The sequence below is a fragment of the Streptomyces sp. NPDC096132 genome (assembly GCF_044763345.1).
In the GTDB taxonomy this organism is placed as follows: Bacteria; Actinomycetota; Actinomycetes; order Streptomycetales; family Streptomycetaceae; genus Streptomyces.
Window position 1 is genome coordinate 185757 of the sequence record NZ_JBIWGA010000013.1, and the last position, 15144, is coordinate 200900.

At 69.2% G+C, this 15144-nt stretch carries 14 protein-coding genes and 1 riboswitch; of the genes, 6 read left to right on the forward strand and 8 right to left on the reverse strand.

What is annotated here, in order from left to right; genetic code table 11:
* Window positions 1-28: 28 nt before the first annotated feature.
* Complete coding sequence (locus ACIRF9_RS29225; protein WP_403828058.1) at window positions 29-997, reverse strand: GlxA family transcriptional regulator; 969 nt, start codon at window positions 995-997, stop codon at window positions 29-31.
* Window positions 998-1089: 92 nt separating this feature from the next.
* Between ACIRF9_RS29225 and ACIRF9_RS29230 the strand changes: the two genes are divergently transcribed.
* On the forward strand, window positions 1090-1245 hold the full coding sequence (locus ACIRF9_RS29230) for a hypothetical protein (RefSeq protein WP_403828060.1): 156 nt from the start codon (window positions 1090-1092) through the stop codon (window positions 1243-1245).
* A 31-nt stretch (window positions 1246-1276) separates the two neighbouring features.
* Window positions 1277-2050 carry a hypothetical protein gene (locus ACIRF9_RS29235; protein WP_403828062.1) on the forward strand — a complete coding sequence of 258 codons (774 nt, stop codon included), beginning with the start codon at window positions 1277-1279 and terminating at the stop codon, window positions 2048-2050.
* A gap of 18 nt (window positions 2051-2068) precedes the next feature.
* Here the strand turns inward: ACIRF9_RS29235 and ACIRF9_RS29240 are convergent, their stop codons facing one another.
* From ACIRF9_RS29240 to ACIRF9_RS29265, 6 genes are all read right to left on the reverse strand, one after another.
* Window positions 2069-3082 (reverse strand): ribonucleotide-diphosphate reductase subunit beta, encoded by a 1014-nt coding sequence (locus ACIRF9_RS29240; RefSeq protein ID WP_403828064.1) that lies wholly within the window; start codon window positions 3080-3082, stop codon window positions 2069-2071.
* Window positions 3082-5445 carry a ribonucleoside-diphosphate reductase subunit alpha gene (locus ACIRF9_RS29245; protein WP_403828066.1) on the reverse strand — a complete coding sequence of 788 codons (2364 nt, stop codon included), beginning with the start codon at window positions 5443-5445 and terminating at the stop codon, window positions 3082-3084. Before ACIRF9_RS29245 ends, ACIRF9_RS29240 begins: the two co-directional genes overlap by 1 nt.
* Window positions 5446-5566: 121 nt before the next feature.
* Window positions 5567-5709: riboswitch (cobalamin riboswitch) on the reverse strand.
* Between the two features lie 45 nt (window positions 5710-5754).
* Window positions 5755-6261 (reverse strand): GNAT family N-acetyltransferase, encoded by a 507-nt coding sequence (locus ACIRF9_RS29250; RefSeq protein ID WP_403828068.1) that lies wholly within the window; start codon window positions 6259-6261, stop codon window positions 5755-5757.
* Window positions 6262-6337: 76 nt separating this feature from the next.
* On the reverse strand, window positions 6338-7966 hold the full coding sequence (mctP, locus tag ACIRF9_RS29255) for a monocarboxylate uptake permease MctP (protein WP_403828070.1): 1629 nt from the start codon (window positions 7964-7966) through the stop codon (window positions 6338-6340).
* Window positions 7963-8220: a DUF3311 domain-containing protein gene (locus ACIRF9_RS29260; protein WP_403828072.1), complete on the reverse strand. Its 258-nt coding sequence runs from the start codon at window positions 8218-8220 to the stop codon at window positions 7963-7965. Before ACIRF9_RS29260 ends, mctP begins: the two co-directional genes overlap by 4 nt.
* Before the next feature lie 100 nt (window positions 8221-8320).
* Window positions 8321-9085, reverse strand: a complete 765-nt coding sequence (locus ACIRF9_RS29265; RefSeq protein ID WP_403828073.1) for a GntR family transcriptional regulator — start codon at window positions 9083-9085, stop codon at window positions 8321-8323.
* A gap of 346 nt (window positions 9086-9431) precedes the next feature.
* Here ACIRF9_RS29265 and ACIRF9_RS29270 point away from each other — a divergent pair, with 346 nt between their 5' ends.
* The 4 genes from ACIRF9_RS29270 to ACIRF9_RS29285 all read left to right on the forward strand — a co-directional run bounded on the left by ACIRF9_RS29270 (window position 9432) and on the right by ACIRF9_RS29285 (window position 14133).
* On the forward strand, window positions 9432-10712 hold the full coding sequence (locus tag ACIRF9_RS29270; protein ID WP_403828075.1) for an extracellular solute-binding protein: 1281 nt from the start codon (window positions 9432-9434) through the stop codon (window positions 10710-10712).
* Window positions 10713-10805: 93 nt separating this feature from the next.
* Window positions 10806-11789 carry a carbohydrate ABC transporter permease gene (locus ACIRF9_RS29275; RefSeq protein WP_403828077.1) on the forward strand — a complete coding sequence of 328 codons (984 nt, stop codon included), beginning with the start codon at window positions 10806-10808 and terminating at the stop codon, window positions 11787-11789.
* Window positions 11786-12625, forward strand: coding sequence for a carbohydrate ABC transporter permease (locus tag ACIRF9_RS29280; protein ID WP_403828079.1), 840 nt, complete (start codon window positions 11786-11788; stop codon window positions 12623-12625). Before ACIRF9_RS29275 ends, ACIRF9_RS29280 begins: the two co-directional genes overlap by 4 nt.
* Window positions 12626-12633: 8 nt before the next feature.
* Entirely contained in the window at window positions 12634-14133 is a 1500-nt protein-coding gene (locus tag ACIRF9_RS29285) for a glycoside hydrolase family 3 protein (RefSeq protein WP_403828081.1), read from the forward strand.
* A gap of 67 nt (window positions 14134-14200) precedes the next feature.
* Here ACIRF9_RS29285 and nagB read toward each other — a convergent pair whose 3' ends face one another.
* A complete protein-coding gene (gene nagB / locus ACIRF9_RS29290) occupies window positions 14201-14986 on the reverse strand; it encodes a glucosamine-6-phosphate deaminase (RefSeq protein ID WP_403828083.1) in 786 nt (261 codons plus the stop codon).
* Between the last annotated feature and the right edge of the window lie 158 nt (window positions 14987-15144).

Here is a 15144-nt window from a genome sequence, read left to right on the forward strand (position 1 = left end):
AGCGGGTCCGGCCACGGGCCGCAGGCGGTCAGGCGACCGCCTGCGGCCCCCGGAAGGTCCGCCGATAGGCGTTCGGGGTCGTCCCCAGGGACCGTACGAACTGGTGGCGCAGGGCGCCCGCCGTGCCGAAGCCGGTGCGCCAGGCGATCGCGTCCACCGTCTCGTCCGTGGCTTCCAGCAGATGCTGGGCCAGCAGCACCCGCTGGCGCAGCAGCCACCGGTAGGGCGTGGTGCCCGTCTCCTGCTGGAAGCGGCGGGCGAAGGTGCGCGGCGCCATGTGGGCGCGGGCGGCGAGCTGCTCGACCGTGACCTCCCGGTCGAGGTGCGCCTCCATCCAGGCCAGCACCTCCCCGACCGTGTCGCACGAGGACCGGGGCAGCGGCCGCTCGATGTACTGCGCCTGGCCGCCGTCCCGGTGCGGCGGTACGACCATCCGCCGGGCGATCCGGTTCGCGACCTCGGGTCCCTGTTCCTTGCGGACGAGGTGGAGACAGGCGTCGATCCCGGCGGCCGTGCCCGCGGAGGTGATCACCGGGTCCTCGTCGACATAGAGCACGTCGGGCTCGACGACCGCCCGCGGGTACTGGCGGGCCAGGGCCTCCGCGTGGTGCCAGTGCACCGCACAGCGCCGGCCGTCGAGCAGCCCGGCGGCACCGAGCACGAAGACCCCGGAACACACGCTCAGCACACGCGTCCCGCGCGCCACCGCCCGTCTCAGGGCCTCGAGCAGCTCCGGCGGGTACTCCCGCAGGTGGTAGCCGCTGCCGGCGGGCAGGGCGATCAGATCGGCCTCGTCGAGCCGGTCCAGACCGTACGGCGTGGAGACGCTCAGTCCGCCGACATGCGTGCCCAGTGACGGGCCCTCGGCCGAGACCACCGCGAAGTCGTACACCGGCAGTCCCTCGTCACGGCGGTCGACGCCGAAGACCTCGCAGACCACACCCAGTTCGAAGGGATGCACACCGTCGAGCAGGACGGCGGCCACGTTCTGCAGCATGCCTCCAGTGTGCACCCGAGGTGGCAGGAATTTGAAGGTGTACGGCAGTCCTGCCACTCCCAGTAAGGAGTGTTCGGCGGGACAGTGGTGACATGCATACGAACCAGATCGAAGGCCTCATCGGAATGATCACCGTCCTGGTGATCCTGGCGTTCCTGGTCGCCCCCTCGGTGGCCGGCGTCGTCCGGGACCGCCGCATCGACCGCGAGATCAGAAATGCGGGACGCTTGATTCGCACGCGTGTGTAGCCTCTCCTGACCGACTGACAAGGGGAGGATCATGCGAAGAACGGTATGGGCCGCGGGAGTTGGGGCCGCGGCCCTCATCCTGGTGACGGCCACGGGGGCCCACGCGGAGGGGACGGGCGATGTCCGGGTGGTGTCGACCGTGGTCAACGGCGGGAAGAACGTGACCGTCGGGACGACGAACAAGGTCACCTTCCCCATCGCCATCACCGTCAAGGACAACTCGGGGGTGAAGGGGCTCACGCACGTGAGCACCTTCAACCGGTCGAACCTGTACGGCTTCTTCGACTGGTCCGGCACCACGTGCCGGAAGAAGTCGTCGACCACGTCCGTCTGCACGGCGACGATGACGGTCGACCCGGCCTGGATCCCGTCCGGTGACGACATCGACTCCAACCGGATCGCCGGCGTGTGGCAGGTCAACGCCACCGTCAAGGCGAATGACGGGAACTACTGGATCTCCGACGACATCGCCCGCTACAAGGTCAAGCGCGCCTCGAAGCTCACCACGGTCATCACCCCGGAGAAGGTCGCCAAGGGCACGAAGGTCACCGTCACCGGCAAGCTGTCGCGGGCCAACTGGGAGGACCTGAGCTACCACGGTTTCACCGGGCAGGAGGTCAAGCTCCAGTACCGGAAGGCCGGCGCCGCCCACTACAGCACCGTCAGGACGGTGAAGACGGGCGCCGCCGGGAAGCTCAGCACCAAGGTGACCGTCACGGCGGCGGGCAGCTGGCGCTGGTACTTCCCCGGCACGACGACGACCGCTCGGATCGTGTCGGCCGGGGACGCGGTCACCCTGAAGTGACCTGAGGGGCTCGAGCGTTCAGAAGTCCTCGTCCAGGTCGACGGTGCCCTCCACCGCGACCTGGTACGCCGACGGACGGCGCTCGAAGAAGTTGGTCAGCTCCTGGACGCCCTGCAGCTCCATGAAGGAGAACGGGTTCTCCGAGCCGTACACCGGGGCGAAGCCCAGGCGGGTGAGGCGCTGGTCGGCGACGCACTCCAGGTACTGCCGCATCGATTCGGTGTTCATGCCCGGCAGGCCGTCGCCGCACAGGTCACGGGCGAACTGCAGCTCGGCCTCGACGGCCTCCCGGAGCATGTCCGTGACCTGCTGCTGGAGCTGCTCGTCGAAGAGCTCCGGCTCCTCCTTGCGGACGGTGTCGACCACGTCGAACGCGAAGCTCATGTGCATGGTCTCGTCCCGGAACACCCAGTTGGTGCCGGTGGCGAGGCCGTGCAGCAGACCCCGGCTGCGGAACCAGTAGACGTACGCGAAGGCGCCGTAGAAGAACAGGCCCTCGATGCAGGCAGCGAAGCAGATCAGGTTGAGCAGGAAGCGGCGGCGGTCGGCCTGGGACTCCAGGCGGTCCAGCTTCTCGACCTCGTTGATCCACTTGAAGCAGAACTCGGCCTTCTCGCGGATCGAGGGGATGTTCTCCACGGCGTCGAACGCGGCGGCGCGGTCGTCCGGGTCGGGGAGGTAGGTGTCCAGCAGGGTCAGATAGAACTGGACGTGGACGGCCTCCTCGAAGAGCTGCCTGCTGAGATACAGGCGCGCCTCGGGGGAGTTGATGTGCTTGTACAGCGTCAGCACCAGGTTGTTCGCCACGATCGAGTCGCCCGTTGCGAAGAAGGCGACCAGCCGGCCGATCAGGTGCTGTTCCATCGGGGACAGCTTCGCGAGGTCGGCGACGTCCGAGTGGAGGTCGACCTCCTCCACGGTCCAGGTGTTCTTGATGGCGTCCCGGTAGCGCTCGTAGAAGTCCGGGTAGCGCATCGGACGGAGAGTCAGCTCGAAGCCCGGGTCGAGCAGGTTCTTGGCTTCGGTGGTCATTACTGGCAGGCCTCGCAGGACTCGGGGTTCTCAAGGGAGCAGGCGACGGCGTCGGGGTCGGCGGCCTGCTGGACGGGGATGGCGGCTGGGGTCTGCGCCTGGGCGGCGCGGGCGATCCGGGTCGCCGGGCGCGAGCGCAGGTAGTACGTCGTCTTCAGGCCCGACTTCCAGGCGTACGCGTACATCGAGGAGAGCTTGCCGATGGTCGGCGTCTCCAGGAACAGGTTCAGGGACTGGGCCTGGTCCAGATACGGGGTGCGGGCCGCGGCCATGTCGATCAGGCCGCGCTGCGGGATCTCCCACGCCGTGCGGTACAGGGCGCGGACATCGGCCGGGATCCACGCGAAGTCCTGCACCGAGCCATTGGAGTCCCGCAGCGCCTCACGCGTGCGGGCGTCCCAGACGCCGAGCTCCTTGAGGTCCTGCACCAGGTACGAGTTGACCTGGAGGAACTCGCCGGACAGCGTCTCGCGCTTGAAGAGGTTGGACACCTGCGGCTCGATGCACTCGTACACACCGGCGATCGAGGCGATGGTGGCCGTCGGCGCGATGGCGAGGAGCAGCGAGTTGCGCAGGCCGGTCGTCGCGATCCGCTCGCGCAGCGCCGCCCAGCGCTCCGGCCAGGTGAACGCGACGCCGTAGTGGTCCGGGTGCAGCACACCGCGGGCGGTACGGGTCTTGTCCCAGGCCGGCAGCGGGCCGTTGCGCTCGGCCAGGTCGGCGGACGCCTCGTACGCGGCGAGCATGATCCGCTCGGCGATCCGGGTGGAGAGTTGCTTCGCCTCGGCGGAGTCGAAGGGCAGCCGCAGCTTGAAGAAGACGTCCTGCAGCCCCATCGCGCCCAGGCCCACCGGACGCCACTTGGCGTTCGACCGGCCCGCCTGCTCGGTCGGATAGAAGTTGATGTCGACGACCCGGTCGAGGAAGGTGACGGCCGTGCGGACGGTGGTGTCCAGCCGCTCCCAGTCGATGTCCCCGTCGACCACGAAGGCGCCCAGGTTCACCGAACCCAGGTTGCAGACCGCCGTCTCGCCGTCGTTGGTGACCTCCAGGATCTCCGTGCAGAGGTTCGAGGAGTGGATCACCTGGCCCGGCTCGGCCGTCTGGTTGGCGGTGCGGTTGGCCGCGTCCTTGAAGGTCATCCAGCCGTTGCCGGTCTGCGCGAGGGTCCGCATCATGCGGCCGTACAGATCACGGGCCGGGATGGTCTTCTTGGCGAGCCCGGCCGCCTCCGCCTTCCGGTACGCGGCATCGAACTCCGCACCCCACAGGTCGACCAGTTCCGGCACGTCCGAGGGGGAGAACAGCGACCAGGTGCCGTCCTCGTTCACCCGGCGCATGAACTCGTCCGGGATCCAGTGCGCGAGGTTCAGGTTGTGCGTACGGCGGGCGTCCTCACCCGTGTTGTCGCGCAGCTCCAGGAACTCCTCGATGTCGGAGTGCCAGGTCTCCAGGTAGACCGCGGCCGCGCCCTTGCGCCGGCCGCCCTGGTTCACGGCGGCGACGGAGGCGTCCAGGGTCTTCAGGAACGGGACGATGCCGTTGGAGTGCCCGTTGGTGCCGCGGATGAGGGACCCGCGGGAGCGGATCCTGCTGTACGACAGCCCGATGCCGCCGGCGTGCTTCGACAGCCGGGCCACCTGGTGGTAGCGGTCGTAGAGGGAGTCCAGCTCGTCCAGCGGGGAGTCGAGGAGGTAGCAGGACGACATCTGGGGGTGCCGGGTGCCGGAGTTGAAGAGCGTGGGGGAGGACGGCAGGTAGTCGAGCCGGCTCATGAGTCCGTGGAGCGCGGCGACTTCGTCGACGGAGCGGGCGGTGTCGTCCTCGGCGAGGCCGCTCGCCACCCGCAGCAGGAAGTGCTGGGGCGTCTCGACGACCTTGCGCGTGTGGGGATGGCGCAGGAGGTAGCGGCTGTGGAGGGTGCGGAGCCCGAAGTAGCCGAAGCGGTCGTCGGCGGCCGGGTCGATCAGTGCGTTCAGGCGGGCCGCGTGCAGCCGTACGAAGTCGGCGGTGCGGTCGGCGACGAGCCCCTCGCGGTGGCCGACGGCCACGGACTCGGTGAACGAGGTCACGCCCTGGGAGGCGGCCTCGGCGGCGATGGAGATCGTGAGCAGCCGGGCGGCCAGCTTCGAGTAGGCGGGGTCCTCGGAGATCAGGCCGGCGGCCGCCTCCGTGGCCAGCTCGCGCAGCTCCCGCTCGTCCGCCCGCGCGGACCGGCCGCGCAGCGCGGCGGCGGCGACCCGGCCGGGGTCGGCGTCGGGGAGGTCGGCGGTCAGCTCGGTCAGGGTCCGCAGCAGTGCGGCACCGGGACCGTCGGTGTCCAGCTGGGTGGCTGAGGCCGGATCGGCTGGCGCGATGGTCACGTGGGGCTCTCCCTCGCTCGGCAGGGGCCTGGCGGAGGGCAGGGGGCAGCACACGAGCGCGCACGGCGTCGCGTCCACCGGCCCACTCCACGAGGCCCGGACGTCAAGGCACCCGAGCCGGACGGCCGGGTGCGCTGCCGGCAGGTCCTCGGACTGAACAGGCGTGCGGACATGGGTAGTACGCACACAAGTACACCGTTGCGGGACAGTTCCGGATTCGCACCGGATTCCCCTGTGGCGACAGCGAGCATGAGCATACATCTTGTGCTCGCCTGTCACGCCACCCCCAGATGTTGTGTCGGGGTGGTTTCAGAGGGTCAACTTGTAGGTGAGGAGAGTGAGGTCGTCCAGGTGCGGCACGGGATTCCAGTCCCGCTCGGGCGTGCGAACGAAGCCGAGACGTTCGTAGATCCGGTGCGCGGTGTGCATGCTGCGCTGGCTCGACAGGACGAGGGCCGTGCAGCCCTCCGTGGCCCGCGCGCGGTCGACGCAGGCCCGTACGAGGGATTCTCCGGCCCCCCGGCCACGCGCCGCGTGCGCGACCGCGAGCGCGCGGATCTCGGCCTCGCCGGTGCGCGCGATGTCGGCGACCGGGCCGGGGCCGGCGACGAACGTGACCCCGCCCAGCAGCCGTTCCCCCTCCACGGCGACCAGCACCGCGGCGGCGGCCGCACGAGCGGCCACATCCTTCAGCACCGGCAGATACTCGTCCCCCTCGCCGTAGTCGAGAAGGCCGTCCTGGAGATATGCCTGGGCGGTGATCTCACCGAGTGCCTCGTACTCGGTCGGTACCGCTTCCCTGATCCTGATGTCCATGCCGCGCAGTGTGCCCCAGAGACACGACGGCGGGCCGCCGGTTTTCCCCGACGGCCCGCCGACAGCCCGGAGACCTCTAGTGGGCCGAACCCGCGGTGGCCGGCGGCAGTTCCACCTGCACTCCCGGGTCCCCCGCGTCCGCCGTGTAGTCCTCCGGCCTGGTCTCGTCGATGCCCTCGGGGGCCTTCAGGGCCTTCAGGGCGAAGGTCAGGACCACCGTCACCGCCACGTTCAGGACGAAGGCCGTGAGGCCGATGTAGCCGATCTCGCCGATGCCCGGGATCTCCTTCGCCGAGCCGCCGAAGTGCTTCTGGGTCGGGGAGGCGACGCCGTACGCGGCGACCGTGCCGTAGATCATGCCGACCGCCCAGCCGGCGAGCAGGGCCCAGCGGTGGAACCAGCGGGTGAAGAGGCCGCCGACCAGGGCCGGGAAGGTCTGCAGGATCCAGATGCCGCCCAGGAGCTGGAAGTTGATGGCGACCGTCTTGTCCATGGTGAGGACGAAGACCAGGGCGCCCACCTTCACCAGGAGGGACACCAGCTTGGAGACCCGTGTCTCCTGCTCCGGAGTGGCGTCCGGCTTGATGAAGTCCTTGTAGATGTTGCGGGTGAAGAGGTTCGCGGCCGCGATCGACATGATGGCCGCCGGGACGAGCGCGCCGATGCCGATCGCCGCGAACGCCACACCCGCGAACCACGCCGGGAACATGTCCTCGAACAGCTGCGGGATCGCCAGCTGCCCGTTGGTGACCTTGACCCCGGCCGCGATCGCCATGAAGCCCAGCAGTGCCAGCAGGCCCAGCATCAGGGAGTACAGCGGCAGGATCGTGGTGTTGCGGCGGATCACCTCACGGCTCTTGGAGGAGAGCGTCGCGGTGATCGAGTGCGGGTACATGAACAGCGCGAGCGCGGAGCCGAGGGCCAGGGTGGCGTACGTCCACTGGCCCGGTTCCGCCGGGGTCAGCGCGCCGCGCGGCTTGCCCGTCGCCGGGTTGGTCTGGCTGAACGCCTCACCCGCCTTGGCGAAGATGTCGTCGAACCCGCCCAGCTTGATCGGGATGTAGATGATCGCCACCGCGATGACGATGTAGATCAGCGTGTCCTTCACGAACGCGATCAGCGCGGGGGCCCGCAGGCCGGAGGAGTAGGTGTAGGCCGCCAGGACGCCGAAGGCGATCAGCAGGGGGAGGTCCTTCACGAACCAGTTCGTGTTCTCGCCGCCTCCGACGCCCATCACGTCCAGCACCGCCTGGATGCCCACGAGCTGCAGTGCGATGTATGGCATCGTTGCCAGGATGCCGGTCAGCGCCACCGCCAGCGACAGGCCCTTCGAGCCCCAGCGCCCGCGCACGAAGTCCGAGGTCGTCACGTACCCGTGCTTGTGGGAGACGGACCAGAGGCGGGGGAGGAAGGTGAAGATCAGCGGGTACACGAGGATCGTGTACGGGACCGCGAAGAAGCCGGCCGCGCCCGCCGCGTAGATCGCCGCCGGTACGGCGACGAAGGTGTACGCCGTGTACAGGTCGCCGCCGAGCAGGAACCAGGTGATCCAGGTGCCGAACGACCGGCCGCCCAGGCCCCATTCGTCGAGGCTGTGCTCGTTCTCGGCCTGGCGCCAGCGGGCGGCCAGGAAGCCCATGACCGTGACGGCCAGGAAGAAGAAGATGAAGACGGCGAGTGCCACGCCGTTCACGCCGTCCTTCATCGGCCGGCACCTCCCCGGCGCGCCCGCTGGTCACGCTGCCACAGCTTGTACGCCACCATCGTGAGCGCGGTGGAGATCAGCACCCAGAGCATCTGGTACCAGTAGAAGAAGGGGATCCCGATGAACGCCGGGTCCACCTTGGCGTAGGAACCCACCCACAGCATCGCCACGAAGGGCGCGAACAGACAGAGTGCGATGGCGACGCGCACAGGCGTCACCACCGGCTCCTTGGGCACTTCCGGGGATTCTGACATCGGCGGCTTCCGTCCCCTCACTGATCGCCTTGATCACTGTTGTAATGCGCAGGCAATGTAAGTGACGGGTAAGCCCAGCGGAAGAGCCTCCACAGACTCTCTACTCGGTGGGCCGCTTCAGACGTGCCACGAACTTGTACCGGTCGCCCCGGTAGACGGACCGCACCCACTCCACCGGCTGGCCCTCCTTGTCCAGCGAGTGGCGGGAGAGCATCAGCATGGGCAGGCCGACGTCGGTGCCGAGCAGGCCGGCCTCGCGCGGGGTGGCCAGGGAGGTCTCGATGGTCTCCTCGGCCTCGGCGAGATGGACGTCGTAGACCTCGGCCAGCGCCGTGTACAGGGACGTGTACTTGACCAGCGACCTGCGCAGGGCGGGGAAGCGCTTCGCCGAGAGGTGGGTGGTCTCGATGGCCATGGGCTCGCCGTTGGCCATGCGCAGCCGCTCGACGCGCAGCACCCGGCTGCCGGCGGTGATGTCGAGCAGGCCGGCGAGGGTGTCGTCGGCGGTGATGTAGCCGACGTCCAGCAGCTGGGAGGTGGGTTCGAGGCCCTGGGCGCGCATGTCCTCGGTGTACGAGGTGAGTTGCAGGGCCTGGGAGACCTTCGGCTTGGCGACGAACGTGCCCTTGCCCTGGATGCGCTCCAGGCGCCCCTCGACGACCAGTTCCTGAAGGGCCTGGCGGACGGTCGTGCGCGAGGTGTCGAACTCGGCCGCCAGGGTCCGCTCCGGCGGGACCGGGGTGCCCGGTGCCTGGGTCTCCGTCATGTCGAGCAGGTGCTTCTTCAGGCGGTAGTACTTGGGCACGCGCGCGGTACGGACGGTCGTCCCACCCTCGTTCTCCGCACTGCTGACGTCGGTGCTCATGGCCTGCCTTCCCGGCTCCGGATGCGGGTCACATCGTGGCACGGACACGGAGCCCCGTGCCCCGTTGTTCCGTGATCCCCTCTGTATACCGTTGCAACCTTTGCTGGTCTAGTCCAGACCGGCAAGTGGTCTACCGCGCCCGCGTGCCACAGGGTCGATGTTTTCGACGGTTTCTTACTTAAAGGTTCCTGCATATGTAGGTCCCATAACGGCTGGTCAAAGGGGTTTCGGCCACTCTTGACAGGCCCAATGGTCTGAGCCAAGCTCTGCGCACTGGTCTACACCATTGGTCCAGGTCCCGGCCTCCATGGCCCGGGGGGTCTGTGGGCATCCTGAGGAGGGTGGCGTGAAGCGCAAGCTGATAGCCGCGATCGGTATCGCGGGCATGATGGTCTCCATCGCGGCGTGCGGTGACGACAAGGGCAGTGGGGACTCGAAGGGGTCCGACGCCAAGGAACTGACGGTCTGGCTGACCGTGGACGCTCAGAACAACTGGCCCGCGCTGGTGAAGGCGGCCGACGCGGCGGTGCAGAAGAAGCACCCCGGCCTCAAGATCACCCACGAGTACTACGGCTGGCCCGACAAGAACGCCAAGCTCGACGCGGTCCTCGCCACCGACAAGGCCCCCGACGTCGTCGAGATGGGCAACACCGAGATGCTCGGTTACATGGTCAAGGGCGCCTTCGCCCCCCTCGACGCCTCGAAGTTCGACAACTCCTCCGCCTGGCTCGACGGCCTCAAGGCCTCCGTGACCTACGACGGCAAGACCTACGGCGTCCCGTACTACGCCGGCGGCCGTGTCGCCAACTGGCGCAAGGACGTCTTCGCCAAGGTCGGCGTGAAGTCCACGCCGAAGACCTACGCCGAGCTCACCGCCGCCCTCGACAAGGTCCAGAAGAAGGAGGGCGACAAGTTCTCCGCCTGGTACCAGCCCACCCGTGACTGGTACGCGGCCATGTCCTTCGTCTACGACGCCGGTGGCTCGATCGCCGTCGAGTCGGGCGGCAAGTGGAAGGCCAACCTGTCCTCGCCGGAGTCCATCAAGGGCCTCAACGAGTTCAAGAACGTCGTCGACAAGTACATGCACGGCGACAAGACCAAGGACGAGTCCGACCGGTACATCGTCTACGGCCAGGGCAAGTCCGGCATGATCTTCGCCCCCGCCTGGGAGGGCGCGACCGCCGCGGCGAAGGAGAACGACAAGACCGGCAAGCTCGCCGGCAACGTCGAGAACTTCGTGATGCCCGGCCCGTCCGGCAAGAACCTCCCGGTCTTCCTCGGCGGCTCCGACCTCGCCGTCCCGGTGAAGTCGGACGCGCAGGACCTCGCCGCCGAGTGGATCAACGCCTTCACCGGCCCCTCCGGTCAGAAGGGCCTGATGGCCAAGGGCAACCTGCCCAACAACAAGACCGACCTCGCGACCCTCAAGAGCGACCCGGCGACGGCCGTCCCGGCCACCGCGGCCGAGTCCAACTGGTTCGTCCCGATGGCCCCCGGCTGGGGCCAGGTCGAGAAGGCCCAGGTCCTGCAGAACATGCTGCAGTCCATCGGCACCGGCAAGAAGAGCGTCGAGGACGCCGCGAAGGAAGCGGACGCCGCGATCGACAAGGTCATCAACAACTCGTGACCTGACGGCGGGGCCCCGTCACACCCGGAGGGTGTTCTCGGGGACGGGGCCCCGCTTCTCGTACGACCCGAGGGACCGCTGAGGAGCGCGCGGATGAGTGCCGCAGACACGACCACCCCCGCCAAGGTGCCGCCGACGCGGCCGTCACCCCCACCGCCCGCCCCACCGGGCAGACCGCGGGCCGGGCGGACGTCCGCCGGCACACCCTGGCTGCTGCTCGCGCCCTGTCTGCTCATCCTCCTGCTGGTGATGGGCTATCCGCTGGTCCGCCTGGTCACCCTCTCCTTCCAGAAGTTCGGCCAGTCCCAGCTGTGGGGCTTCCAGCCCGCCGAGAGCGTCGGCTTCGACAACTTCACGGGCGTCCTGGCCGACGGCGAGTTCTGGCAGGTCGTCGTCCGCACGATCGTCTTCGCCGCGGGCTGCGTGATCCTCACGATGGTCCTCGGCATGCTGATCGCCCTGCTGCTCCAGCGGGTCTCCGGCTGGGTGAAGACCCTCGTCAACATCGCGCTCGTGGCCAGCTGGGGCATGCCCGTCATCGTCGCCACCACCGTCTTCAAGTGGCTGTTCGACTCCGACTACGGCATCCTCAACGCGGTCCTGAGCAAGCTGCCCGGCGTCGAGCTGATCGGCCACAACTGGTTCGCCAGCGGGCCGCAGGGCCTGGCCGTCATCATGCTGCTGGTGATCTGGGGCGCGGTCCCCTTCGTGGTCATCACCCTCAGCGCCGGCCTCACCCAGGTCCCGGCCGAACTGGAGGAGGCCGCCCGCCTCGACGGCGCCGGCTCCTGGGGCGTCTTCCGGTACGTCACCCTGCCCATCCTCAAGCCGATCATCGTGATGCTCACGACCCTGTCGGTCATCTGGGACATGGGCGTCTTCCCGCAGGTCTTCGTGATGCGCAACGGGCACCCGGAGCCCGAGTTCCAGCTCCTGACGACGTACTCCTACGACCGCGCCTTCGTCGTCAACGACTACGGGCAGGGCTCGGCGATCGCCCTGATCACCGTGCTGCTCCTGCTGGGCGTGGTCGCCGTCTACATGCGCCAGATGCTGAAGATCGGAGAGGTCGAATGAGCACGCTCGCTGCGCCTCGTCGCAGGTCCCGGTTCGGCTGGAACCTCCTCGGCCTCCTCGTCTTCGCCGTCGCCGGCTTCCCCGTCTACTGGATGCTCAACACGGCGATCAAGCCGGCGAAGGACGCGATCGACCCGGACCCGAGCCTGCTGCCGACCGGCTTCACCCTGTCCAACTTCAGCCGCGCGCTGCACATCGCCGACTTCTGGGGCCCGGTCGGGCGCAGCCTGATCGTCTCCCTCGCGGTCGTCGCGATCGGCATCGTCGTCGGCATGCTGGCCGCCCTCGCCATCTCCCGGTTCGCCTTCCGCGGCCGCAAGATCGTGATCGTCGGCATCCTCGCGGTCCAGATGGTCCCGCTGGTCGCCATGATCATCCCGGTCTTCCTGCTGCTGAACGACCTGGACCAGTACGACAAGCTCTCCGGCCTGATCATCACCTATCTGACCTTCATCCTCCCGTTCACGGTGTGGACCCTGCGCGGCTTCATCGTCAACATCCCCAAGGAGCTGGAGGAGGCCGCGATGGTCGACGGCTGCTCCCGCACCGGCGCCTTCGTCCGCGTGGTGTTCCCCCTCCTCGCCCCCGGCATGGTCGCCACCTCGGTCTACGGCTTCATCCAGGCCTGGAACGAGTACCTGTACGCCCTGATGCTGCTCAGCCAGAAGAACCAGACCGCGACCGTCTGGCTCGGCAACTTCACCACCAAGCACGGCACCGAGTACGCCCCGATGATGGCCGGCGCCACCCTGATGGCCGTCCCCATCGTCGTCCTGTTCCTCCTCGTCCAGCGCAAGATGGCCGCGGGTCTGACCGCGGGCGCCGTGAAGGGATGACGCCCCCGATGACGACAATCGCCCGTGGCCTCGACACGCTGACGCGCGACGCCCTGACCGTCCTCCAGCCGGGCTTCCCCGGCACCACCGCCCCCGACTGGCTGCTGCGCCGCCTCGGCGAGGGCCTGGCCTCGGTCGGCCTGTTCGGCCGCAACATCGCCTCCCCGGAGCAGCTCTCCGCCCTGACCGCCCAGCTGCGCGCGGAACGGGACGACGTCCTGGTCGCGATCGACGAGGAGGGCGGCGACGTCACACGCCTGGAGGTGCGCACCGGCTCCAGCTTCCCCGGCAACTGCGCACTGGGCGCGGTGGACGACGTGGACCTCACCCGGGAGGTGGCGTACGAGCTGGGCCGCCGCCTCGCCGAGTGCGGCGTCAACCTCAACTGGGCCCCCTCGGCGGACGTGAACTCCAACCCGGCGAACCCGGTCATCGGGGTCCGCTCCTTCGGCGCCGACCCCGCTCTGGTCGCCCGGCACACCGCCGCCTATGTCACCGGCCTCCAGGCGGCGGGCGTGGCGGCCTGCACCAAGCACTTCCCGGGCCACGGCGACACGGCCGTCGACTCCCACCACGCGCTCCCGCGCATCGACGTCCCGGCCGAGGCACTGGCGGAACGCGAACTGGTCCCCTTCCTCGCGGCCATCGGCGCCGGCAGCCGGGCGATCATGAGCGCGCACATCCTGGTCCCCGCCCTGGACCCCATCCGCCCGGCAACGTTGTCCCGCCCGATCCTCACGGACCTGCTCCGCCGCGACCACGGCTACGAAGGCCTGATCGTCACGGACGGCATGGAGATGCAGGCCGTCGCCGCGACCTACGGCATCGAGCGGGGCAGCGTCCTCGCGATCGCGGCCGGCGCCGACGCCATCTGCGTGGGCGGCGGCCTGTCCGACGACGCGACGGTACGCCGCCTGCGCGACGCCCTGGTCACCGCCGTGCGCACGGGCGAACTCCCCGAGGAACGCCTGGCGGACGCGGCGGAACGGGTGCGCGCGCTGGCCCGCTGGACGGGGTCGGCTCCCGAGTCCACCGGTGAGCCCGTGCCGGACGTGGGCCTTGTGGCCGCCCGCCGCGCACTCCGGGCCACCGGCGCGGACACCTTCACTCCCCTCACCGACCCGCCCTACGTCGCCGCCCTCACCCCGGTGGCCAACATCGCCGTCGGCGACGAGACGCCGTGGGGCGTCGCGGCGGAGCTGGCCCGGCTGCTGCCCGGGACGCAGACGGGGAGCTTCAGCGGCGGGAACGGCGAGAACGGCGAGGACGTGGCGCGAGCGGTGCTGGTCGCGGCGGGGGAGCGGCAGATCGTCGCCGTGGTCCGCGACGAACACCGGCACCCCTGGATGGCGACGGCCCTGGACACCCTCCTCACGACCCGCCCCGACACGATCGTGGTCGAAATGGGCGTCCCCCAGGCGGTTCCTCGCGGAGCCCTGCACATCGCGACGCACGGCGCGGCCCGCGTGTGCGGCCGCGCGGCGGCGGAGGTCATCGCCGGACCGTAGACGGACGTACGAAACGGGGAGGGGCACCGGAATCCCGGTGCCCCTCCCCGTTTCGCGTCGCAGCGGCTCAGATGCCCTGCCACGCCGGCTTGTTGGCGAACGTGTGCCGGAAGTAGTCCGCAAGCTTCAGCTTGGACGCCGCCCCCTCGTCGACGACAACCGTCGCATGCGGGTGCAACTGAAGCGCCGAGGCCGGGCACACCGCGGCCACGGGCCCCTCCACGGTCGCCGCGACCGCGTCCGCCTTGCCCTCCCCCGTGGCGAGCAGCACCAGATGCCGTGCCTCCAGGATCGTCCCGATCCCCTGGGTGATGACGTGGTGCGGCACCTGCTCGATGTCCCCGTCGAAGAACCGCGCGTTGTCCACCCGGGTCTGCTCGGTCAACGTCTTGATCCGGGTGCGCGAGGCGAGCGACGAACACGGCTCGTTGAAGCCGATGTGTCCGTCGGTCCCGATCCCGAGCAGCTGGAGGTCCACCCCGCCGGCCGCGGTCAGCGCCGCGTCGTACGTCGCGCACGCCGCCTGGATGTCCTCGGCCGTGCCGTCGGGCCCGAGGAACGCCTCCATGCCGATGTCCAGCGGTTCCAGGACCTCGCGCCGCAGCACCGAGCGGTAGGACTCGGGGTGCTCGGCGGGCAGCCCCACGTACTCGTCGAGCTGGGCGATCCGGGCCCGCGAGGTGTCCGCCTCCCCGGCGCGCACCTTGGCCGCGAGCGCCTGGTAGATGGGCAGCGGGGTGGAGCCGGTGGCCACGCCGAGCAGGGCGTCGGGCTTGCGCCGCAGCAGTCCCGCCATGGCCTCGGCGATCAGTTCGCCGCCCGACTTGGCGTCCGGAACGATGACAACTTCCACGCTGGCCTGCCGTTCTGAGCTGAGTGGTTTAGACCAATCCAGGGTCAATCTAGCAGAGCTCCGCGAAATTGCCCCCCGCATCTCAGTCCGTGGAGGAACCCGCACAGGCTAGGCTGCGTTATGGACGGTGGGGCATGGACACACCTAGTGGTCTAGTC

Bases quoted from the DNA above. Each gene is read 5' to 3' on its own strand.
- ACIRF9_RS29230 (WP_403828060.1), top strand. From the start codon at position 1,090: ATGCATACGAACCAGATCGAAGGCCTCATCGGAATGATCACCGTCCTG.
- ACIRF9_RS29265 (WP_403828073.1), bottom strand. From the start codon at position 9,085: ATGAGCACCGACGTCAGCAGTGCGGAGAACGAGGGTGGGACGACCGTC.
- ACIRF9_RS29225 (WP_403828058.1), bottom strand. From the start codon at position 997: ATGCTGCAGAACGTGGCCGCCGTCCTGCTCGACGGTGTGCATCCCTTC.
- ACIRF9_RS29250 (WP_403828068.1), bottom strand. From the start codon at position 6,261: ATGGACATCAGGATCAGGGAAGCGGTACCGACCGAGTACGAGGCACTC.
- ACIRF9_RS29275 (WP_403828077.1), top strand. From the start codon at position 10,806: ATGAGTGCCGCAGACACGACCACCCCCGCCAAGGTGCCGCCGACGCGG.
- ACIRF9_RS29260 (WP_403828072.1), bottom strand. From the start codon at position 8,220: ATGTCAGAATCCCCGGAAGTGCCCAAGGAGCCGGTGGTGACGCCTGTG.
- ACIRF9_RS29235 (WP_403828062.1), top strand. From the start codon at position 1,277: ATGCGAAGAACGGTATGGGCCGCGGGAGTTGGGGCCGCGGCCCTCATC.
- mctP (WP_403828070.1), bottom strand. From the start codon at position 7,966: ATGAAGGACGGCGTGAACGGCGTGGCACTCGCCGTCTTCATCTTCTTC.
- ACIRF9_RS29240 (WP_403828064.1), bottom strand. From the start codon at position 3,082: ATGACCACCGAAGCCAAGAACCTGCTCGACCCGGGCTTCGAGCTGACT.
- ACIRF9_RS29280 (WP_403828079.1), top strand. From the start codon at position 11,786: ATGAGCACGCTCGCTGCGCCTCGTCGCAGGTCCCGGTTCGGCTGGAAC.
- ACIRF9_RS29285 (WP_403828081.1), top strand. From the start codon at position 12,634: ATGACGACAATCGCCCGTGGCCTCGACACGCTGACGCGCGACGCCCTG.